18 protein-coding genes and 1 pseudogene are annotated in these 20,818 nt (G+C 69.2%); 14 read left to right on the top strand and 5 right to left on the bottom strand.

The window, feature by feature from the left end:
- Positions 1-614 precede the first annotated feature (614 nt).
- Entirely contained in the window at positions 615-2,213 is a 1,599-nt protein-coding gene (locus AC6CID_RS17440) for an FUSC family protein (RefSeq protein WP_033097930.1), read from the top strand.
- Positions 2,214-2,253: 40 nt separating this feature from the next.
- Here AC6CID_RS17440 and AC6CID_RS17435 read toward each other — a convergent pair whose 3' ends face one another.
- Positions 2,254-3,900, bottom strand: coding sequence for a TRAP transporter large permease (locus AC6CID_RS17435; protein ID WP_033097931.1), 1,647 nt, complete (start codon positions 3,898-3,900; stop codon positions 2,254-2,256).
- A gap of 326 nt (positions 3,901-4,226) precedes the next feature.
- On the opposite strand from AC6CID_RS17435, the gene AC6CID_RS17430 reads away from it, so the two are divergent.
- A complete protein-coding gene (locus AC6CID_RS17430; RefSeq protein ID WP_498354247.1) occupies positions 4,227-5,699 on the top strand; it encodes an MFS transporter in 1,473 nt (490 codons plus the stop codon).
- Here AC6CID_RS17430 and AC6CID_RS17425 read toward each other — a convergent pair.
- Positions 5,686-7,338, bottom strand: a complete 1,653-nt coding sequence (locus AC6CID_RS17425; RefSeq protein WP_498354246.1) for a PucR family transcriptional regulator — start codon at positions 7,336-7,338, stop codon at positions 5,686-5,688. The genes AC6CID_RS17430 and AC6CID_RS17425 overlap by 14 nt on opposite strands.
- Before the next feature lie 328 nt (positions 7,339-7,666).
- Between AC6CID_RS17425 and AC6CID_RS17420 the strand changes: the two genes are divergently transcribed.
- The 8 genes from AC6CID_RS17420 to AC6CID_RS17385 all read left to right on the top strand — a co-directional run bounded on the left by AC6CID_RS17420 (position 7,667) and on the right by AC6CID_RS17385 (position 14,458).
- Positions 7,667-8,116 (top strand): GlcG/HbpS family heme-binding protein, encoded by a 450-nt coding sequence (locus AC6CID_RS17420; protein WP_498354245.1) that lies wholly within the window; start codon positions 7,667-7,669, stop codon positions 8,114-8,116.
- 41 nt (positions 8,117-8,157) lie between these two features.
- Positions 8,158-8,877: an iron-containing redox enzyme family protein gene (locus AC6CID_RS17415; protein WP_006552489.1), complete on the top strand. Its 720-nt coding sequence runs from the start codon at positions 8,158-8,160 to the stop codon at positions 8,875-8,877.
- 84 nt (positions 8,878-8,961) lie between these two features.
- A complete protein-coding gene (locus AC6CID_RS17410; RefSeq protein ID WP_051121625.1) occupies positions 8,962-9,348 on the top strand; it encodes a Rieske (2Fe-2S) protein in 387 nt (128 codons plus the stop codon).
- A complete protein-coding gene (locus AC6CID_RS17405) occupies positions 9,345-10,568 on the top strand; it encodes an NAD(P)/FAD-dependent oxidoreductase (RefSeq protein ID WP_039958159.1) in 1,224 nt (407 codons plus the stop codon). Before AC6CID_RS17410 ends, AC6CID_RS17405 begins: the two co-directional genes overlap by 4 nt.
- Positions 10,565-12,019, top strand: a complete 1,455-nt coding sequence (locus AC6CID_RS17400; RefSeq protein ID WP_041803530.1) for an aldehyde dehydrogenase family protein — start codon at positions 10,565-10,567, stop codon at positions 12,017-12,019. Before AC6CID_RS17405 ends, AC6CID_RS17400 begins: the two co-directional genes overlap by 4 nt.
- 39 nt (positions 12,020-12,058) lie before the next feature.
- The gene (locus AC6CID_RS17395; RefSeq protein WP_006552493.1) at positions 12,059-12,415 is read left to right on the top strand and encodes a Rieske (2Fe-2S) protein; all 357 of its coding nucleotides are present in this window, start codon (positions 12,059-12,061) and stop codon (positions 12,413-12,415) included.
- Positions 12,412-14,010 carry a gamma-glutamyltransferase family protein gene (locus AC6CID_RS17390; protein WP_219129844.1) on the top strand — a complete coding sequence of 533 codons (1,599 nt, stop codon included), beginning with the start codon at positions 12,412-12,414 and terminating at the stop codon, positions 14,008-14,010. The genes AC6CID_RS17395 and AC6CID_RS17390 overlap by 4 nt, the downstream gene beginning before the upstream one ends.
- Positions 14,011-14,038: 28 nt before the next feature.
- Positions 14,039-14,458 (top strand): RidA family protein, encoded by a 420-nt coding sequence (locus tag AC6CID_RS17385; protein ID WP_447817845.1) that lies wholly within the window; start codon positions 14,039-14,041, stop codon positions 14,456-14,458.
- 79 nt (positions 14,459-14,537) lie between these two features.
- Here AC6CID_RS17385 and AC6CID_RS17380 read toward each other — a convergent pair whose 3' ends face one another.
- Complete coding sequence (locus tag AC6CID_RS17380; RefSeq protein ID WP_033097936.1) at positions 14,538-15,116, bottom strand: DUF2231 domain-containing protein; 579 nt, start codon at positions 15,114-15,116, stop codon at positions 14,538-14,540.
- 44 nt (positions 15,117-15,160) lie between these two features.
- On the opposite strand from AC6CID_RS17380, the pseudogene AC6CID_RS17375 reads away from it, so the two are divergent.
- Positions 15,161-15,522: pseudogene (locus tag AC6CID_RS17375) on the top strand (DUF1016 N-terminal domain-containing protein); the annotation flags it as partial.
- Positions 15,523-15,761: 239 nt separating this feature from the next.
- Positions 15,762-16,022, top strand: a complete 261-nt coding sequence (locus AC6CID_RS17370) for a PDDEXK nuclease domain-containing protein (protein ID WP_144376968.1) — start codon at positions 15,762-15,764, stop codon at positions 16,020-16,022.
- Positions 16,023-16,055: 33 nt separating this feature from the next.
- Here AC6CID_RS17370 and AC6CID_RS17365 read toward each other — a convergent pair whose 3' ends face one another.
- Entirely contained in the window at positions 16,056-18,296 is a 2,241-nt protein-coding gene (locus tag AC6CID_RS17365) for a DNA polymerase III subunit gamma and tau (RefSeq protein ID WP_498354244.1), read from the bottom strand.
- Between the two features lie 131 nt (positions 18,297-18,427).
- Between AC6CID_RS17365 and AC6CID_RS17360 the strand changes: the two genes are divergently transcribed.
- On the top strand, positions 18,428-19,072 hold the full coding sequence (locus AC6CID_RS17360) for a PadR family transcriptional regulator (RefSeq protein WP_498354243.1): 645 nt from the start codon (positions 18,428-18,430) through the stop codon (positions 19,070-19,072).
- Between the two features lie 4 nt (positions 19,073-19,076).
- On the opposite strand, the gene AC6CID_RS17355 is transcribed toward AC6CID_RS17360, so the two are convergent.
- Positions 19,077-19,766: a GntR family transcriptional regulator gene (locus tag AC6CID_RS17355; protein WP_094979564.1), complete on the bottom strand. Its 690-nt coding sequence runs from the start codon at positions 19,764-19,766 to the stop codon at positions 19,077-19,079.
- A gap of 124 nt (positions 19,767-19,890) precedes the next feature.
- On the opposite strand from AC6CID_RS17355, the gene AC6CID_RS17350 reads away from it, so the two are divergent.
- On the top strand, positions 19,891-20,787 hold the full coding sequence (locus tag AC6CID_RS17350) for a sulfurtransferase (RefSeq protein ID WP_498354242.1): 897 nt from the start codon (positions 19,891-19,893) through the stop codon (positions 20,785-20,787).
- The last annotated feature ends 31 nt before the right edge of the window (positions 20,788-20,818 follow it).

Here is a 20,818-nt window from a genome sequence, read left to right as displayed (position 1 = left end):
TTCGGATCGATGCGACGCCCTGCGCGTCGTAAAGGAACGATCCGGTGCCCGATGTCCCGGGTGGAAGGGACGACTGTCCCGACCTTCCGGGATCGCCGCCGGCGTCCCTCGTCGGGCAGACGTCGTGCACCTACCACAACCGAGGGGAGGTTGTGTGCGATTCTCCCGACGGAAACGCACACAACCTCCCCCACGACCGAGGATGCCGACGCGGATATTTCCGCGGGCTGCCGGATCCGCGCCGCCCCGAATTCACTCAGGGATTTCGGGTGCGGCGCTCGTCCGCCGAATGAAGAGCGGCGACGGACGCGAAGGCCGCAGCCAGTACCAGTAACAACAACACAACATTGAGTGCCATGGAATGTCCTTTCACGGGGCCGGGTGAATTTCTCCCGACTTCGAAACAGGCGCTCCCCTCTTCTATCCTATTTACGAGAAATATGCGAGTCGACGCATTTTCCACCGGCGAATTCGATACGTTCGCAATTCGCACGCCGCGGAATTCCGGATCGGATATTCCGTGGGGAAATGCGGCGGATCAGCCCAGTGACCTGCGCCTCATGCGCGCCTGCCGGCGGTAAGCAGTGCCCCGTCGGTTCCTAGGGTGGTACGACGTGGCGGAAGCGAGCGGAGATCATCGGGTCGTCGACCTTCCGCTGCCCACCCCCGCCCCGTTGCGGACGGCGATGCTGTCGGTTCCCCGGCAAGGACGCCGGTGGCCCGGCGCCGCGCGCGCAGCCGCCACGGTCGCGGTGCCCGGTCTCGTGGGCGTCGCTCTCGGATTCGGCGCCGTCTCCGCCATCGCCACACTCGGCGCTTTCGCCGTCGTCTACGGCGAGCAACGCCCCTATCGCGTCCGTGCCCGAGCGGTCGCCGTCATCGGGACGGTGCTCGTGACACTGGCGACGATCGGCGCCCTAGCAGGTTCGGTCGTCCACCACGAACTGGCCGCGGGCGGGTCGGCGTGGTGGTACCTGGTGGTCGTCGCGGCGATGACCGCGACCGTCGCGGTGTGCGCCTTCGTCGTCGACGCCCTGCGGATGGGTGCGCCCGGCGCCTTCCTGATGTTGCTGTCCCTCGAGATCGCATCCGCTCTCCCCGCGCTGGGAGTGTCCGTCCCGACGGTCTCGGCGTGGACCGCGATCGGCGCCGGAACGGCCGTCGTGGCCTCCATGTCCGGTGCCCCGTTCCGGCCGCGAACCCCGGAACGCACCGCCGTGGCCGCGGCGGTCGCTGCCGTCGACGCGGTCTTCGAGGAGAACTCACCCGGCAATCGCCGCGCCGCGGTCCACGATCTGCACGCGGCCTGGCAGTGCCTGCACGACGCCGGACTCATCGATTCGGGGCATCCGCTGGAGCAGACGCTGCGCGCGGCGCACCTCCGATGCGCGGAGACACTGGACGAGCGTCCGCGGGACGAGGCAGTTCCCGAGGACGATCTGCGACTGCGGACCCCGCTGCGACGCCCCTCCGTGCGGTACCGCCTCGCGCGCGCCGCGCACCTGCGCAGCCGGTCGGCGACGATCGCGGTGCGCCTGCTCGTCGCGGGACCTCTCGCCGGGACGATCGCCATCGCGCTGGGCGTCGGACGTCCCGACTGGGCGGTCATCACGGCCGCGATGATCCTGCATCAGGGACCGGATCGGATCCTCGGCTCCTACCGGGCGGCGCACCGCTTCCTCGGCACCGTGCTCGGACTCGTCCTGGTGGCCTGCCTGACGCCTTTCCATCCCGGTGGTGTCGCCCTCGTCGTGGTGCTGGCCGCGGTGATGGCCGGCACGGAAATGTTCCTGGTGCGGAACTACGGCCTGGCGATGGTCTTCATCACCCCACTCGTCGTCGTCCTCGGCGGGTTGGGTGCCCCCGGCGATCTGGTGACGGTCGCGCGCGACCGCTTCCTCGAGACCGTTGTCGGCGTCCTCGTCGCGCTCGCGGTGCTGTGGGGCGTACTTCCCCGGGCCCACCGTCGCGTCCTCGACTTCGCCGACGGCCGCGTCCGCGACGCCGTCACGAGAATCGCCGCGTCGACGGACGTCCGCGAGCTGCCCGAACTGCGCCGCGACCTCGAGTTCGACCTCCACGCATCCACCACCGCGGCCGTCATCGCCGCGCACACCGAGCCGGCGTGGACCCGGGAACGCTGGATCGAGCACCGCCGTCTCCACGAACTCGGCTACCGGATCCTGACCCTCCCGGAACGACCGGGCCCCTGAAGCAGGGACCCGGTCGCTTCCGTCGGAATACGCGCCGTCGTCAGAACACCAGGACTGCGAAGACGGTCGAGAGGATCAGCCCCGCCATCACCGGCAGGAAGCACTTGCGGGCGAGATCGAGCACGGGCACCCGGGCGAAACCGGCCACCGCGACCAGCGAGGACCAGGCGATGATGACGCCGCCACCGGCCCAGATGTTGCCCATCTGACCGATCGCCGCGAGCGTCGAGGGGTCGACGTCGACGGCCGGTCCGAGAGCACCCGACAGCGCACCGGTGAGGGGCAGTCCGCTGAATCCGGACCCGTCGAGCCCGGCGACGAGGCCGATGAGCAGGATGCCGAAGGACGTGATGAAGGCGTTCTGCGGAAGGTGCGACTGCACCGTGGTCACGAGGTCGAACAGGATAGCCGGGCCTGCGGCGTCGGCGGAGATGCCGAGGATCGGTCCCGCGAACTCCGGATTGCCGATGAAGAAGAAGCCGGCGATCGGGAGGACGCAGCCCATGGCCTTGAAGGCGAAGACCAGGCCGTCGACGAGATGGTCCGAGGTGGTCTCGAGGAAACCTCCGCGGTCGGTCGACGCTGCGGCGGCGAACAGGATCAGCGCTGCGATCCCACCCACGATCGCGGCGGCGTCACCACCCTGCAGTGGCGGCACGACCTCGGTGAACTTGCCCAGCATCAAGTAGACGATGAACGCGAGGTAGGCGAGCGGCACGAGCATCGCGAACGCCTTCGCGGTACCGCGGCGTTCCTTCTCCGCCGCGGAGTCGGGGTCGGCGATCGGGTCGGACGGCGCCACGAGCACCGCCGTGGCCGTCGCCGCCTGCTCTCCGCCGCCGCTGGGGCCACCGGCGGGTTCCGGCCGACGCGGAGGACGGGAGCCACCCCCGTCGCCCGAGGAGTCGCCACGGGTCTCACCGATGCCGCGGTCGGCTGTGTCACCGATGCCGCGGTCGGCTGTGTCACCGATGCCGCGGTCGGCTGTGTCACCGATGCCGCGGTCGGCTGCGGCCTCCCACTCGACGAGGAGGTCGGGGGACGGTGCACGCCAATGCCGCTTCTGCACGAGGTAGGTGATCAGCAGAGCCGTGCCGCCGACGATCAGGGACAGGACCATGGCTTTGTCCGCCACGGCGTCGGCCTCGACGCCGGCCGCCGATGCGGAGATACCGGGCGCCACCTTGATGATGTAGTCCGAGGACAGCGCCATGCCCTGGCCGCAGATCGCGATGACCATGCCCACCGACAGCGGGGACATGCCCGCGCGGATCGCGACGGGGATGAGCACCGCGCCGACGAGGGGCACGGCCGGGGTGGGCCAGAAGAACAGGGAGATCACGTAGGTGACCGCGGCGAGGACGAGGAAGCTGCTGGTGCCCGCACGCATGACCCGCCGGAACGGCGCGACCATCATCCGGTCGGCGCCGAGCTGGCGCAGCGCGCCGAGCATGGCCGTGACCATCGCGATGATGAGGAAGATGTTGAACAGTTCCTTCGCCGCGACGAGGCTCGCATTGAAGATGGCCGACAGTCCCGTGACGATGCTGCCGGAGAACGTCAGTGCGGTCAGGAAGGTTGCGACGACTGCAGGAACGACGATGTTCTTCCGCAGGGCCATGGTGGCCAGGATGACGAGGATGCCGGCCAGGTAGACCCAGTGCGCGGCGGTGAGTTGTACGTCCAAGGCGATTCCTTCGACAGGGGGTGGAACGAGTCGGGCTGTGTTCGTGGACGGTGAATGGGAACTCGATGTATTGGGGGAACTTTCCGCTACGGCCCGTGCTCGGTCAACGAGAACGGTGCACAGTGCCCGCCACGCTAGTTGTGCACTGTGTTCCACTTTTGCGATTTCGTGACGACGAAGCGCTCCGGTGTGAAATATTGCTACGAACATGTGTCGCGCGCCCCGCGCCGCCCTCACGACGTCGTCGAATATGCACCCTGCACCGGCTTACGCGGATCCGATGTGCACCTTCACTCCGCGATGGCGATGCATCCGACGGTAGCGCAGTGCGAAAGTGGTTCGACGGTACGAACCGTGCCGCGCAGTTCCCCGAGGTTCCGGAGAGTTCGATGACCACTCGCACCGATACACCGGCAGCGCCGGCAGCCGAGACGGATACGGGCACTCCCCTGGCCCTGTCCGCCCTGCTCGCCGGAACCCTCGTCGGGACATTAAGCAACAACATCATCAATGTCCCACTGCCACAGATACTTTCCGACTTCGACGCGAGCCTCGAAGACGGCGCACTCCTGGCCGTCGGCTTCCTTCTCACTTTTGCTGCGACAATGCCCCTTGCAGGGTACATCGGTGACCGATACGGTCGGCGTCGCGTCTACTGCGGTGCCCTGCTCGGCACCGCGATCTGTGCGGCCGGAGCGGCGACGGCGCCGACCCTCGAGATCCTCGTGGCCTGGCGCGCCCTCGGCGGAGTCGCGGCGGCTGCATTTGCGCCTGCTGTCATGGGGTTGATCGCGTGGCTGTTCGGCGCGCATCGACGCGCACGCGCGGTGGGCGCGTGGGCCACCATGAACGGACTCGGTCAGGCCATCGGCCCCACCCTCGGCGGTTTCGTTGCGGGACATTGGGGTTGGCGATGGGTATTCGTCCCGATGATCCCGATTGCACTGATCGGTCTTGCCGGGACGTTGCGCTGGATCCCGATCTTCCCCGGCCGCCGGATGACCCTCGACGTGCCCGGTGCGATCGCACTGACCCTCGGTTCCGCCGGAGTCGTGCTGGGACTGAGTATGTTCGGACAAGCAGGTGTTCCCACGTCCGTCGCGGGGATCGCCCTGGCGGTCTCGATCGTCGTACTGGTCGGTTTCGTCGTGCACTGCCTACGCGCGGACGTGCCGTTCGTCGACGTCCGACTGTTGGTCGAGAGCAGATTCGCGCGGAGCGCGGCCGCCGCCTTCGCGCAGATGTTCTGCCTGGGCGCCGCTCTGCTGGCGGTGCCGCTGCGGTTGCACGCGACGGGCGCGTCGACGGCCACGGCCGGGGCGATCCTGTTCGCACTGCCCGCAGTCATGGCGGTCCTCGCACCGGTGGCCGGCCGCACTGTCGATCGCGTCGGCGGACGGCACATGTTGCGGGCGGGACTGGTGGTGCTGCTCGTCGGTCAGATCGCGCTTGCCGTCGTCCTCTCGGCGGACGAACCGCGGCTGTGGCTCGTCGCGACCGTCCTGGCGATCACCGGTGCCGGCATCGCCGCCGTGCAGACCCCCGCGGCGGCCGGCTCGACGCGGTCCCCGGCGGGCGAGCGCGGGACGGGCCTGGGGGTGTTCAACCTGATCCGCTTCGGCGGCTCCGCCGTCGGGGCCGCGTGGGTGACCGTCGCGCTCGGTTCGTGGACGGTCGGACCGCTCTTCGCGGTGTGCGCCGTGGTCGTGTGCGCGGGGTTCGCCGCGTCGTTCCTGGGGGCCGACCCCGAGGATCACGCACCGACCGGCTCCGAGTCGACCGCTCTCAGCGGTAGTTGATCTCGTTCTCGACCGAGGTGCGCAACCGGTCGAGAAGCTCGAGGCGGACGGCGAGCCAGGCCGTGAACTGGTTCTCCGGCAGCCGGACGTCCATCCCCATCGCACGGGAGATCCGGTCCAGCTTCGACAGCATCGTGTTGCGGTGGACCGACAGCTCCCGCGCCGCCGCGTTGACGTTCCCGCCGGCCGCGAGATAGGCCAGCAGAGTGTCGTACAGGTCGGTGCCGGGCTTGAGCGTCCCGAATACGTCGCCGACGAATCTGCGGCTGCGATCGGTCTCGGCGACCAGCTCGAGCACACCGTAACCCCGCAGGTCGCGGTAGGCCACCGAACCCGACATCCCGAGCCGCTGCCCGATGCCGAGCGCCACGCGGGCCTGCCGGTAGCTCTCCCGGATCTGGTCCGCGCCGACGGCCGGAGCGCCGTGGGCGACGGGCACCGGACGCACGCGCCGGCGGGACAGGTCCTGCGACACCGCGTCGGCGTATTCGGCGATCTCGAGTTCGACGTCGCTGGGGTCGCGGTAGCGGAGCGACCGCACCACCACCAGGACGTCGCCGATCACCGTGACATACGCGCGCACCGACGGGTGGGGCAGGACGCTCGCGGCGTACCGGGCCAACCGCAACAGTCCACCGGATTCGTCGCCACCCGCACCGGCCGGGTTCTCCCCGTAACCGGGCGCGACGAAGACCGCGAACGACGAGGTGAGATCGATGTCGTGGTACTCGGCGCGCGCCTGCATGTCGTGCTGGCTGGTGAAACTGCCGTGCACCAGCGCCTGCACGAAATCGCCGCGGGCCCGTTCCTCGGCCTCGTCGACACTGCGTTGCCGCAGCATCTCCGATCCGATGATCGCCGTCGCCTGTTCGGTGACGACCGCGTGCTGGGCCAGCTCGTGCGGTCCGGGAGACGCGCCCGAGGCGAGCACGACCACCCAGCCCTCGAACCGTTTGCCGAGCCGGATGGTGCTGGCCGTGCACGTCCAGGGTGTGCCTCCGACGACCTCCTCCAGCACGCGAGTGTCGTGGGGGGCGTGACGTTCCGCGGCCGTCACCGTCGACAGCTGCTTGTGCAGTATCTCCGAGATCTCTTCCGCCCGAACGGCATCCACGCCGTGTAAGGCGACGGCCTGACCACGTGCATCGAGTGCGATCGCCGGATGCTGTGCGAGCGCCGAGACCTCCTTGACGAGCAGGGTCAGTCCCGCGCCGCGGTGCAGCAGACCGGCGAGCGTCGAGTGCACGTGCGCGGAATAGCGCATGACGTGCACTTCCTGCATCAGCGACCGCTCGGCGAGCAACCGGTTGAGTGCCGCGAATCCGACGGGCAGGTCGAGTTCGATCACCACCAGTCCTGCCGGCCAGCACATTCCGGCGGGCATTGCGCCGTCGACGACCAGGGCCGCCGCGTCGCGGGCCGCGAGCGCGGACAGGGCGTACGCGCTGTCGGCCAGTGCCTCCGGCCGCATGTACACGGCGACGCCGGTGAGATCATCGAATCGGCCGACGACCTCGCCGAACGGCAGCACCCAGGTGAGCGCCCGGTCGAGATCGGCCTCCCGATCCACGACCCGGGCGCCCTCCATGAGCGGTTCGTCGAGCAGCCCTCGGACTGTCAGACGCGGGCTCGATTCCATGGGGACCTGCTTCCATCGGGAGCATCGGCGGGCTGTGAGGGGGTGGGCCCGTCGACACCGTGGCGGTGTGCACTTTCTACACCAGATACCAGAGTCATGCGTCCCAGACGCATGTGCACTGTGTACACCGAATCCCGAAAACGACGGTGATCCTGACCGTCCCCATCGGCGCACGGCCCTGTTAGAAATGAGCCACGCCGGACACACCGCTCCACCGCTCCGGCACCCGCCGACACTTCAGCGACGCGACATCGGCGGGACGCACACGGATCCCGACGCGGACCAGGAATCGTCCGACTCTCCGACCCGACTCCGAAAGTGGAGACCAATGCATCGAATCCACCGCATCACCCTCGACGACGCACTCCCCCTGCTGGCCGCCGGCCGCGCGAAGGCCGAGGAGATCGGCGTGAAGCAGACCCTCTGCGTCTGCGACGAGAGCGCGAACGTCATTGCTCTGCACCGGCTTCCCGGCGCCCGCCTCACCGGCGTCGAGATCGCCATGGCGAAGGCGTTCACCGCCGCCGGCCACGAGCGCGCCACCCACCTGTTCAACGAGGGTCCCCACGGACCCGCACTCCCCGGCAACGAAGCGTTCGGCATCAGCCACATGCTCCCCGGGAAGTTCGCGATCTTCGTCGGCGGCTTCCCCCTCGTCTACGACGGACAGATCGTCGGCGCCGTCGGCATCAGCGGCGGCAACGGCGAGCAGGACAAAGCGGTCGGCGCCGCCATGATCGCCGAATTCGAAGCCCTGACCTCCGCGATCAACGCCTGATCGCATCCCCCCGCACGACCTCCTCATCGAAAGGCATCATCATGACCGAACTGCTCGGACGCGACGAATTCCGCGCCGCACTCGAAGACGCCATCAAGGGACGCGAAGCGAAGAACGCATCGTTCAGCAAGGCGTGGGCCGAGGGCAAGCTCGAGAAGCACCACTTCGCCCGGTGGGCCGAGAACCACTACCACTACGTCGGCCCCTTCGCCGACTACCTGGCGAACATCTACTCCAACACCCCCGATCACTTCACCGACGCCAAGGACTTCACCCTCCAGAACATGTACGAGGAGGAGCTGGCCGACATCCGGCACACCGACCTGCTCATCAAGTTCGCCGAGGCGTGCGGCACCACCAAGGAGCGCGTCGAGGATCCGAACAACATGAACGCGGTCACCCGCGGACTGCAGGCCTGGTGCTACGCGGTGTCGCAGCGCGAACACTTCGTCGTCGCCACCGCGGCCCTGGTCGTGGGCCTCGAATCGCAGGTGCCGAGCATCTACAAGAAGCAGATCGTCCCGCTCCGCGAGGTGTACGGCTTCACCGAGGACGAGATCGAGTTCTTCGACCTGCACATCACCTCGGACGTGGTGCACGGTGAGCGCGGCTACCAGATCGTCCTCGACTGCGCCGACACCCCGCAGCTGCAGCAGCGCTGCCTGCAGCTCGTTCGCTGGGGAGCGGAGATGCGTTTCTCGTACACGAAGGGCCTGTACGACACGTACGTCGCCCCCGATCTGGAGCTGGCGTCCGCCTGATCCGATGCGCGGGAGCGGAAGTCGCTCGCGGCTTCCGCTCCCGGTCTCGCACACGAGCGAAGGAGAAGCATGTCCACCGAAATCATGGGCAGCGGGACCGCCGGCACCGACACCGCCGCGGAGTCCCCGACCTGGGTCGCCGTCGCCACGGTGAAAGAGGTGACCCGCCGCCGCAAACTCCGCGTGGAGGTCGACGGCCTCGCGATCGCACTGTTCCATGCGAACGACCGCATCTACGCCTTCGCCGACCTGTGCATCCACCAGGACCGTTCGCTCGCGAAGGGCACGCTCTTGCACGGCCGGGTCATCTGCCCCGGCCACCAGTGGCGCTTCGATCTCGAGACCGGATACGAAGAGGACCAGGACCTCTGCCAGCCGGTCTATCCCGTCCTCGTGCGCGACGAGACCGTCCTCGTCGACCCCACCCCGCGTCCGGCACCGGCCGCATCCGGAAAGGAGTGCTCGGCATGACCGTTCGCACCGTAGTCACAGTGGGCGCCGGCCAGGTCGCCGCCGTCGCCGCACGCACCCTGCGCCGCCGCGGCTTCGACGGACGCATCGTGCTGCTCGGCGACGAGCAGCACGCCCCCTACCAGCGCCCACCCCTGTCGAAGGAATTCCTCGCAGGCCGCGAAGGAGTCGACTCCCTCGCACTGCTGACCCGGAAATGGCTCGACGCCAACGACATCGACATCCGAACGGGTGTGTCGGTTCAGCGCATCGACACCGCGACCCGCACCGTCGAGTTCGACGGCGGCGAGATCGCCGCCGACGCGATCGTCCTCGCCACGGGCGGACGCCCCCGCACCCTCACCACCACCGGATCCCGGCCCGATCTCGTCCACTACCTGCGCACCCTCGACGACGCGACCGCCCTCGCAGCCCGCCTGACCCCGGGTTCGAGTCTCGCGATCGTCGGCGGCGGCTTCATCGGACTCGAGATCGCGGCGACCGCAAGATCTCTCGGCGTGACGGTGACGGTCCTCGAACAGGCCGAACACCTCCTCGGAGGCATCCTCGGCGAGCAGGTCGGCCGGCACTGCGCCGAACTGCACCACCGCAACGGTGTCGACCTGCGCGCCGGCACGGGCGTCGCCTCGGTGACCACCTCCGATGATGGCGTGCGGATCGAGACCACCACCGGGATCGTCGAGGCCGACGCCGTGGTCGTCGGCATCGGCATCGTCCCCAACACCGACATCGCGGCGGCGAGCGGACTCGCCGTCGACGGCGGGATCGTGGTCGACGCCACCGGGCGCACCTCGGTCGAGAACATCTACGCGGCAGGCGATGTCGCGAAGCGGTTCTCTCCGCGCGAAGGCCGGCACGTGCGCGTCGAACACTTCGACAACGCGAACCGCCAAGCCGCGGTCGTCGCCGACGCGATCGTCGGGCGGCAGTCGCTCTCCGACGACCCGCACTGGTTCTGGTCCGATCAGTACGACACCAACATCCAATTCGCCGGATCAGCTTCCGGAACAACCGAACTCGTCGTCCGCGGTGACACCGACAGCGGAGAGTTCTCGGTCTTCTACCTCGCCGGCGACGTTCTGACCGCTGCCTTCGCGATGGACCGCGGCGAGGACATCATGGCGGCCCGCGAACTCATCGGCCGCAGGGTCGACGCAGCGCTGCTCGCCGACGAGGACACCGATCTGTGGGAGATGTACGAGGAGGTCGAGCCCGCATGACGATCACCGGACTGAACCACATCGACGGCAACTGGGTACCGGCCGCCTCCGGCGCGGTCTTCGAACGCCGCAACCCCGCCGACGAGACCGATCTGATCGGCACCTTCCCGGACTCCGACGCCATCGACGTCCGCAACGCCGTCGATGCTCTCGACAAGGCCGCGCCCGAATGGGCCGCCACCCCGCCCGAACGCCGCGCCGCGATCCTCGAAGCAGCCGCCGACCACCTCGCCGCACACTCGGCCGAACTCGTCGACGAACTGATCCGCGAAGAGGGCAAGACCCGCGCCGAGGCGTCGATGGAGGTGACTCGCACCCCCATGAACCTGCGCTTCTACGCAGGTGAGGCACTGCGCGCCACCGGTGCGACCTTCCCGGCACCGGGCTCCACGACCATCTACACCGTGCGCGAACCGATCGGGATCGTCGGTGCGATCACGCCGTGGAACTTCCCCCTCAACATCCCCTCCCGCAAGCTCGGGCCCGCGCTCGCCGCCGGCAACACGGTGCTGTTCAAGCCGTCCGAGATCACCCCACTGATGGGACAGCGACTCGTCGAGGCCCTACTCGCCGGCGGTCTGCCGGCGGGCGCGATCGCGCTGATCCAGGGCGACGGCAAGGCCGGTGCGGCGGTGTCCGGCGACGAGCGGATCGCAGCGGTGACCTTCACCGGGTCCACCGAGGTCGGACGCGCCATCCACCGCAGCGTCGGCCCCGACCGGCGCGTGCAGCTGGAGATGGGCGGCAAGAACCCCGTCGTTGTCCTGGACGACGCCGACCTCGACGCGGCGGCCGCGCTGATCGTCAAGGGCGCCTTCGGATTGTCGGGCCAGGCGTGCACCGGCACCAGCCGGGTCGTCGCCGTCGACGCGATCCACGACGAACTGCTCGAGAAGGTCGCCGAACGCACCCTCGCACTGCGGGTGGGACCAGGTTCGGGTGCCGCCGTCGATGTCGGCCCGCTCGCGGGTCGCGGTCAGCTCGACAAGTTCCTCGAGTACGTCACCATCGGCACGGACGAAGGCGCACGGCTCGTGTGCGGCGGCGTGCGATGCGAGGACGACGCGCTGCGAGACGGATTCTTCGTGCGGCCTACAGTGTTCGCAGACACCGCCCCGGGGATGCGCCTGCTCACCGACGAGATCTTCGGCCCGGTCCTGGCCTTCCAGCGCGCCGGCTCCTTCGACGAGGCCCTGGCTCTGGCGAATGACACCGCCTTCGGGCTCAGCGCCTCGGTCGTCACCCGGAGTCTGTCCGCTGCACAGCGTTTCATCGCCGGGTCGCGGACCGGGCTCGTGAAGGTCAACCAGCCCACGACGGGAATGGCCATGAACGCGCCGTTCGGCGGCTACAAGCAGTCGAGCACGCAGACCTTCAAGGAACAGGCCGGCCCCACGCTCATGCAGTTCTACCAGTCCGAGAAGACCGTCTACCTGTCCCCCGACGCCTGACCGGCGACACCGACCCTCGACAAGCCTGGAGGAAAGACCATGGAGTTCAAGCGAGTGGCCCGATCCGGGCAGGTGCCCGAAGGCATCGTCCGCCGGTTCTACGCCGAGGACTACGAGTTCGCCATCTCCCGACTGGACGGCAAGGCGTACGCGACGTCCAACTACTGCTCACACCTCGACTGCCTGCTGTCGTCCGGCAAGCTCGTCCAGGACGGCATCGGATGCTCCTGCCACGGAAGCGCATTCGACCTCGAGACCGGTGAGCCGATCTGCCCGCCGGCCACCGAGCCCATCAAGACCTATCCGTGCGAGGAGCGCGACGGCGAGATCTTCGTCGGGATCGACCCCGCCGAGCCGCCGGAAGGACCCCGTCGACGTCGGATGCGATCGGCATGAGTCGGCGCGCGACACGACCGGCGACGGTCGCGACCGGAGGCATGGTCGCGTCGAGTCATCCGCTCGCGAGCCTCGCCGGGGTCCGCGTCCTCGAGGACGGTGGCAACGCCGTCGACGCGGCCCTGGCGATGGCAGCGGTCACGTGGCTGACCCTGCCCGGGCAGTGCGGCATCGGCGGCGACGCGTTCGCCGTGGTCCGCGAGCCCGACGGGTCGGTGTGGACCGTCAACGGCAGCGGTTACGGACCCGACGGCGGTACACCGGATTTCTACCGGGCACGGGGACTCGACACGATCCCGCTCGACGGGGCGCTCGCCGTCGCCGTTCCCGGCGCACCCGCCGCGCTGGCGGCACTGCACCGGCGGGGAGCGAGCAGGTCGCTGCCCGAACTGTGGGCGCCGGCAGCCCGGATCGCCGAGAGCGGCCTGCCGTGCTCGGCGAAGACCCGAACCGACGTGCAGACCGCTCTGCATGCGATCCGCGGCGACGCCGGACTCGCCTCGGTGTACGCACCGGGCGACCGGGTCCCGCGCCTCGGCGACGTGCTTCCCCAGCCCGATCTGGCCCGCACGATCCGTGCCCTGGCCGAGGATCCGGCATCGTTCTACACCGGCACGCTCGCCGAACGCTGCGTGGCTGCGCTGCAGGGGGGCGGAGCACCGTTCAGCGGCGACGAATGGCAGGCCGGGGCGTCAGTGGATGCGGAGGCGGCGCTCACCGGCAGCTATGCCGGTCACGTCGTGCACCAGACCCCGCTCCCCACACCGGGATGGATGGTGCTGCACCAGGCCGCCCTGTGCGACGACGCGCTCGGCACCCACCCTGTGCTCGGCGCGGCATCGATCGACCGGATGGCCCGCGCGGCCACCGTCGCCTTCGAAGACAGGCTCCGCTGGTGCTCGTCGGACAACGACGGGGTCGCACGGGTGCTCGATCCCGCGAACATCGCAGCCGGTCGCGCACGGATCGACGGGCGTGCACCGGCCGAGGCGTTCGCCGTCTCCGCCGGGGACACGACGTCGTTCGTCGCCGTGGACTCCGAGGGGCGGGCGGTGTCGTTCATCCACTCGCTGGCGTTCACCTTCGGAGCGAAGCTCACCGTGCCCGGCACCGGCATCGTGCTCAACAACCGGCTCGGTCGCGGTGCCTACCTGATCGACGGGCATCCGAACGAGGTGGCGCCGCGCCGCAAGCCCCTGCACACACTCAACGCGTGGATCGTCACCGACTCGGCGGGTGAGCTGCGGCATGTGGGCAACACGCCCGGTGGCGACGGCCAGGTGCAGTGGAACATGCAGTTGCTGTCGCACCTGCTCGACCACGGTCTCGACCCCCAGGAGGCGGTCTCGGCGCCGCGCTTCACCGTCTTCCCGGGATCGGACGCCAACGTGCTCGGCGAACCGACCGCATTGCGGATCGAAGGCGACGTCGCCGACGGCGTGTGCGACGAACTGCGCGAACTCGGTCACCTGGTGGAAGTGCTCGAACCACTCGACGCCGAGGGCAGCGCGCAGGTGATCTCGATCGACGACCGCGGGGTGCTCTCCGGCGGCAGCGATCCACGACAGGAGGGGGTGGCTCTGGGTGTCCTCTGACATTGCTTCGCCATGGGTGTCCACTGATGTGACTGCTGTTGCACCGCGTCCGCAGGGGCGATACGTCCCGGCCGTGTTGGCCGGCGACACCGTCCGCACGGCGGGCATGACCCCACGGCGAGACGGCGAGCTGATCCTCACCGGACGGGTCGGCGCGGAGGTCACCGTCGAACAGGCCCGGGCCGCCGCGGTCGTCGCGGTGGGCAACGCGTTGGCGGCGATCCGCGCGACGCTGCCGGAGGGCACGTCGTTCCGGCCGGTCGAGATGGTCGTCTACGTCGCGAGCGCGCCCGGTTTCGTCGATCTGTCGGTGGTCGCGGACGGCGCGTCGGACGTGATCGAACGCGAACTCGGTGTGGATGCGCTACCGGCGCGCACCGCCGTCGGCGTCCACACCCTGCCCGGCGGGGCACCGCTCGAGATCGCGCTGACCGCCGTGTGCGGATAGACGGAGGTTCACAATCCTGGTGGTCGACCATCAGGGTTGTGAGCCTCGTTTCTCGGTTGTGAACCTCGGGGACTAGTGCTCAGCGCTTGGCGCCGATGTCCTCGAGTTCGGCTGCAAGATCGACACTCTCGGACGGTCGCTGCCACCGATACACTCCGCCACCCTGGGCGTAGGAGAGGTGACCGCCGAGAGCGCCACCGACTCCGACCGCGCCGAGACCGATCAAAGTCCACATCGTCCCCGCCCGGTCGTGGCGGGCACGTCGCGCGCGATAGGACGTCGCCATGCAGATCACCCCGATCGCGTTGGACACGGCGTGCACCGCACCGACCCTGCGCTGAGGGGCATCCTCCAGGGTGGAGAAGTCGGTGTAGCCGGTGACGATCGTCGGGACCGCCGCGCCCAGTCCCAACGCGACGAGTCGCCGGGACGCGGTGCGCTGTCCGGGCAGCGCGTCCAACGCCGCCGCGGACACCCACGACCCGATCGGGACGGTGACGAGGAGCGGATGGACGGGGTGTCCGAGCCAGGAACCTCGGAGCAGGTCGTCGACGACGGAGCCGTCGAGGACTCGCCGTATGCGCTGCGCGATGCGCTCGGCGGGCCGATCCACAGCGTCGAACGATTCGACGGCGCGCAGGAGTTCGTGCAGGTTCATGATGATACCCGTCGGCAACAGATACGAATCGCCGGGTGAGCGCGATGCGACTGCACCCTTCGATCGCTGGCCATGACGACGGCGGCATTCGTATTTCTGTCGTATCCCGAGGGCACCATGTGGCCGTGACCGAGAAGACCATCGGCTTCCCGAGGACTATCCGCAATTCCTGGACGAACTCGAAGCACAGGTTCGTCGACCAACTGGCCAGGGACCTGCGCTCCGAGTTTCCACACATGCGCGGTCTCTCGCGCCGCAATCTCTTCTACATGCGGTCCTTCGCGGACGCCTGGCCCAGGAAATAGTGCAACAGCCTGTTGCACAATTGCCATGGGGACATGTGACGGTCCTTCTCGACAAGCTCGACAACCGAGAGCTTCGCGACTGGTACGCAGCTCGCGCAGCAGAACACGGGTGGTCGCGTCACGTTCTGACTCATCAGATCGTCGGGCAGTTACATCGCCGTGTAGGTGCCGCGCCGTCGAATTTTCCGGACCATCTTCCTCCACAGGACTCCGACCTCGCACAGCAACTCGTCCGCGGCCCGTACATCTTCGATTTCCTCGATCTCGACGAGCGGGCCGCGGAACGAGAACTCGAAGCGAGCCCGAGTACGCCGGCAAACTCGGTTTCTACGTCTCCTGGGTGGACGAGAACCTGCGAGTCGCGGACCGGCACGCACCGACCATCGGGATCCTGCTGTGCGCGGGGCGCAACGACCACGTGGTGCGCTATTCGCTCGCGGGCACGACCGCTCCCTTGGCGGTTGCGAACTACACCTACGACACCCTGCCCGAACCCATCCGCGAACTTGTGCCTACCGACAGCGAACTCGCCGACGCGGTCGATGCGACCTGGGACGAGCTCACGACGGACCGCACCGACGGAGACAACCTGCAGACCTGACACCGTTCGTCGGCCACTCCAGGCCCGGTACGACTACTTCTCGTCGAGCGGTTTCGCTCCCAGCACGTCCTTGAGCAGCTCGATCGCGACTTCTTCAGGATCGCGGCGCGTCGACGGGTCGCCGGGCGTGGCGGCCTCGGCGAACATCTCCTCGACGTCCGCCTCCGTCATCTGCGACGGGTCGGGCGGCGGTGCGTCGTAGCCCGGGCCCGGATCGTCGGGAAGGTCGGGGGCTTCGGGCGGCGGGATGTCGTCGACGCTCTCCACGGACGGACGCGTGAACGTCGGGGCAGCCGACGGTGCGGCCGCCGGTCGCTGCGGCGCGGCGGGGGCTTCGGCGGGTGCGGGCGGCGCGGCATTCTTCGCCTGGCTCGGCCGGGAGAAACGCGGTTGACCCGCCGGGCGCGAATTCTTTTCGGGCGCCGGGGTTCTGGCAGGCGCCTCCGCAGCAGCGGATCCGTGGACGCAGGTGACCTCGAACTCTCCACCGAAGACCGCCTTCAGCGCATCGGCGATGACCGTGGCGTTGCGCGCGTCGGCGAGTCGCTTCGCGAGCGGAGCGGAGTCGTGCACGAGCACGACGCGGGTGCCGTCGACCGATCGGACGGTGGCGCCCGAGAGCATCACCTCGACGGTGCGGCTGCGTTCGCGGACCTTCGCGCGCACCTCCGACCACACGCCCCGCATCTGGGCTGCGTCGGGACCGCCTGCCGCGCGGGCGGGTTCGGGCTCGGGTTCGGGAGCAACCGGCTCCTCGGGGGCGGGCGGCGGAACCTCCTGCGCGGCAACCTCGTCGGGCACACTCTGCGGCTGTGGAGCCTCCGGGACGACGGGAGGTTGCGCGGCGGCGGGAGGCGGTGTCGGGGCAGGTGCCGGCTGGGCCGGTTCGGGCTGCACCGGTGCCTGCTGGGCAGGGGGTTGCTGGGCAGCTTCCGGCTGCGGCTGAGCAGTCTCGCGGGGCTGAGCAGTCTCGTTGGACGGTGCGGCAGGCGCCGCCTCCGCTGCCCGGCGCTGGGAGGGACGCTGGAAACGTGCCGCGGGTTCGTCGGGCGAGATGGGCGGTGCGGCAGGCGCGGCGGGTACTGCCACCGGCTTCGGCGCGACACCTCCCGCCGGGGCTGCGACGATGCCCTGCTCGAGTCGTTCGAGGCGTTGCAGGACAGCGGTTTCCGCGTCGGACGCCGCGGGGAGCAGCATGCGCGCGCACATCACCTCGAGCAGCAGACGCGGCGACGTCGCACCGCGCATCTCGCCGAGCCCGGCGTGCACGATCTCGGCGTAGCGGGTGAGGGTGGCCGGGCCCAGGCGGGTCGCTTCGTCGCGCATCCGCTCGAGGACGTCGCCGGGTGCGTCGACGAGTCCGCGCTCGGCGGCGTCGGGGACGGACTTCATGAGGATGAGATCGCGGAGCCGTTCGAGAAGGTCGACGGCGAAGCGACGCGGGTCGTGCCCGGCGTCCATGACCTTCTCGACGGTGCCGAACAGCGCCGCGCCGTCGCCGGCCGCGAGCGAATCGACGGCCTCGTCGATGAGAGCGACGTCGGTGACGCCGAGCAGCGACAGGGCGCGCTCGTAGGTGACGCCCTCGGGGCCGGCACCGGCGAGGAGCTGGTCCATCACCGACAGCGAGTCGCGGGGGGATCCACCGCCGGCACGGATGACCAGCGGATAGACCGCGTCCTCGACCGGCACGTTCTCCTGGCCGCAGATCTGCTCGAGCAGACCCCGCATCGCCGTGGGAGCGAGGAGCCGGAAGGGATAGTGGTGCGTGCGCGACCGGATGGTGGGCAGCACCTTCTCGGGCTCGGTGGTCGCGAAGACGAAGATGAGGTGCTCCGGCGGCTCCTCCACGATCTTGAGCAGGGCGTTGAAGCCCTGCGTGGTGACCATGTGCGCCTCGTCGATGATGAAGATGCGGTAGCGCGATTCGGCTGGAGCGTAGAACGCGCGGTCGCGGAGTTCGCGGGTGTCGTCGACACCGCCGTGGCTCGCGGCGTCGAGTTCGGTGACGTCGAGGTTGCCTCCACCGCCCGGGCCGAGCGACACGCACGACCGGCACGTTCCGCACGGAGTGGACGTGGGGCCGGTCTCGCAGTTGAGCGAGCGGGCGAGGATGCGCGCCGAGGACGTCTTGCCGCATCCACGAGGACCCGAGAACAGGTAGGCGTGGTTGATGCGGCCCGTGTCGAGCGCCGTGCTGAGGGGCACGGTGACGTGCTCCTGCCCCACCACCTCCGCGAAGGTCGCAGGTCGATACTTCCGGTACAGAGCCACGCGCCGAGCGTACCGGCGGCTCCCGACATGCACGGAGGTCGGTCCGTTGACACCTGTGGCCGAGACCACTGTTGCGGTCACGATATATCGAGATCTATCGTGACCGTATCGACATAGAAGGAGACGCACAGATGCGAACCCACGAACATCCCCGCGGCCGTCGCCGCGCCATGCACGATCGAAATCTTCCCGGCGGCCCGTTCCGCGCCGACGGCCCCCGCCGTCGCGGACACCACCCGCACGACGAACCCGGCTTCCGCCCGCACCGCGGTGGCGGCGGACGGGGACACGGCGGCCCGCGAGGAGGACGACGCGGCCGAGCACAGCGAGGCGACGTCCGCGCGGCCGTGCTGCGCCTGCTCGGCACCGAACCGATGCACGGCTACCAGCTCATGGAAGCGATCGCCGAACGGACAGGCGGCGCCTGGCGCCCCAGCCCCGGCGCGATCTACCCGACGATCTCCCAGCTCGAGGACGAAGGACTCGTCACCGTCGAGAAGGAGGGCGGACGCAAGCTCGTCTCACTGACGGATGCGGGCCGCACGTACATCGACGATCCGGAAAACGAGCTCCTCGACCCCTTCGCCGCTCACGATCCCGATTCCGACGCCCCCGACCTGCGACTCGCACTGCGCGAACTGCAGGTCGCGACGCGGTCGGTCGCGATGGGCGGTTCCGACGCCGAGGTCGCCGCGGCACACGCGGTCCTCACCGGAGCCAAGAAGTCGCTGTACCGGATCCTCGCCGGCGACATCGACACGTCCGATCAGGAGTGAAGGCTCAGCCGCGGGCGAAGAGGCGGATGCGCTGCTCGCGGCTGCGCTCGAGATGAGCACGCATGTGTTCGCGGGCCGCGGACTCGTTCCGCGCCCGCAAGGCGTCGAGGATCTGCGCGTGCTCCCGGTTGAGCAGATCGGGCTCGCCGTAGTTGGACGGCGGCCCGGAGTCGTAGATCCGCAGCTGGGTGGTCAGACGCACGAGCAATGTCGTGATCGTCGTGTTGTGCGCGGCCTGCCACAGCGCCTCGTGGAACCGGAAGTTCCCGATGCGCACCGCGCCGTCGTTGGTGGCTGAGCAGCACGAATCGTGCAGTCGCTCGAGCCGGGCCATGTCGAGATCGGTGTGCCGGATCGCCGCGGCGCCGGCCGCCTCGGATTCGAGCGCGACGCGCGCCGCATAGATCTCGATGACGTCCTCGGGGGTGCCCGAACGCACCCGGAAGCCGCGACTGGCCCGTTCGAGCAGACCGTCGTGCGCGAGCCAGTTGAGCGCCTCGCGGATGGGGGTGCGGGACGCCCCGTAGGTCTCGCTGAGCTGGGTCTCGTGCAGAGCGGCGCCGCGTGGGAACTTCCCCGCGAGGATGTCCGAGCGCAGGCGCAGGTACTGCTTGGAGGTCTGGTCGTCGCGCCCGGTGGGCGATTCGACGAGAAGAGAGCTCTCCAGCTCGGCCGTCGCGTCCTGCTCGGTCATCTACACCCTCCGTAGGCATGCCGTTTACGTGCGCCGATTATGCCACCGTGGACTTACGAATACTTGCGTATACGTTATTCGTCGTTTAGCGTCGCTCCTCGAACATAGCGAGAGGACCCAACGCGTGACCGAGGCGGCTTTCCGGGACGAACAGGTGCTGATCAGCGCCGAAGAGCTCGCGAGCGACCCCGGCGCCCACACGGTCCTGCACGCGACGGTCACCTTTCCGAAGCCCCGTTTCGACGGCGACTACCGTCCGGAATCCGGCTACGCGACCTGGCGCGCCGCGCACATCCCGGGCTCCGTCCACGCCGACCTGCTCGGCGGATTCAGCGCCCCCGGCACCGACCTGCACTTCTCCCGCCCCGCCCCGGACGACCTCGCGGCCGCCCTGACCGAACTCGGCGTGACCCCCGACACCGACCTCGTGATCTACGACGACGGCGGCATGACCTGGGCGTCCCGGTTGTGGTGGATGCTGCGCAACATCGGTGTCTCCGCCCGCGTCCTCGACGGCGGCTTCGCCCGTTGGACCGCGCTCGACCTGCCCGTGGAAACCGGCGACGCCGCCGAGCGCACTGCCATCACATCCCGGACCGGGCTGCCCGACCACGGCCTGTGGCGCGATCGCGACGACGTGCTCGCCGTGGTGTCCGGTGACGCACCGGGCACCCTCGTCTGTGCGCTCGACGCCGAGCAGTTCGCAGGCACCGCCACCACTCGTTACGCGCGCCGCGGGCACATCGGCGGGAGCCGGAACCTGCCGGCCAAGAGCCTGCTCGCCGACGGCGTCCTGCGGAGCACCGATCGGATCGCCGAGCTGGCCGAGCAGGCCCTCGCCGATACCTCCCGGCCCCTGATCCTCTACTGCGGTGGCGGCGTCTCGGCCTGCCTGGTGGCGCTCGCACTGGTCCGGACGGGCCACGACGACATCGCCGTCTACGACGGATCCCTCGAGGAGTGGACCGCCGACCCCGCACTCCCCGTGCGGACACTCGGAGAAGGGAAGGGCGACGCATGATGCGATGTCCGCGATCCTGACCCGCTTCGTC

The sequence above is a fragment of the Rhodococcus sp. GQ147 genome (assembly GCF_059759155.1).
The sequence above is the reverse complement of the archived record's forward strand: the minus strand, read 5'-3'. Positions and strand labels throughout refer to the sequence as shown.

Coding starts and splice junctions, on each gene's coding strand:
- AC6CID_RS17405 (WP_039958159.1), top strand. CDS start 9,345: ATGACCGTTCGCACCGTAGTCACAGTGGGCGCCGGCCAGGTCGCCGCC.
- AC6CID_RS17415 (WP_006552489.1), top strand. CDS start 8,158: ATGACCGAACTGCTCGGACGCGACGAATTCCGCGCCGCACTCGAAGAC.
- AC6CID_RS17390 (WP_219129844.1), top strand. CDS start 12,412: ATGAGTCGGCGCGCGACACGACCGGCGACGGTCGCGACCGGAGGCATG.
- AC6CID_RS17410 (WP_051121625.1), top strand. CDS start 8,962: ATGGGCAGCGGGACCGCCGGCACCGACACCGCCGCGGAGTCCCCGACC.
- AC6CID_RS17425 (WP_498354246.1), bottom strand. CDS start 7,338: ATGGAATCGAGCCCGCGTCTGACAGTCCGAGGGCTGCTCGACGAACCG.
- AC6CID_RS17400 (WP_041803530.1), top strand. CDS start 10,565: ATGACGATCACCGGACTGAACCACATCGACGGCAACTGGGTACCGGCC.
- AC6CID_RS17395 (WP_006552493.1), top strand. CDS start 12,059: ATGGAGTTCAAGCGAGTGGCCCGATCCGGGCAGGTGCCCGAAGGCATC.
- AC6CID_RS17420 (WP_498354245.1), top strand. CDS start 7,667: ATGCATCGAATCCACCGCATCACCCTCGACGACGCACTCCCCCTGCTG.
- AC6CID_RS17355 (WP_094979564.1), bottom strand. CDS start 19,766: ATGACCGAGCAGGACGCGACGGCCGAGCTGGAGAGCTCTCTTCTCGTC.
- AC6CID_RS17380 (WP_033097936.1), bottom strand. CDS start 15,116: ATGAACCTGCACGAACTCCTGCGCGCCGTCGAATCGTTCGACGCTGTG.
- AC6CID_RS17360 (WP_498354243.1), top strand. CDS start 18,428: ATGCGAACCCACGAACATCCCCGCGGCCGTCGCCGCGCCATGCACGAT.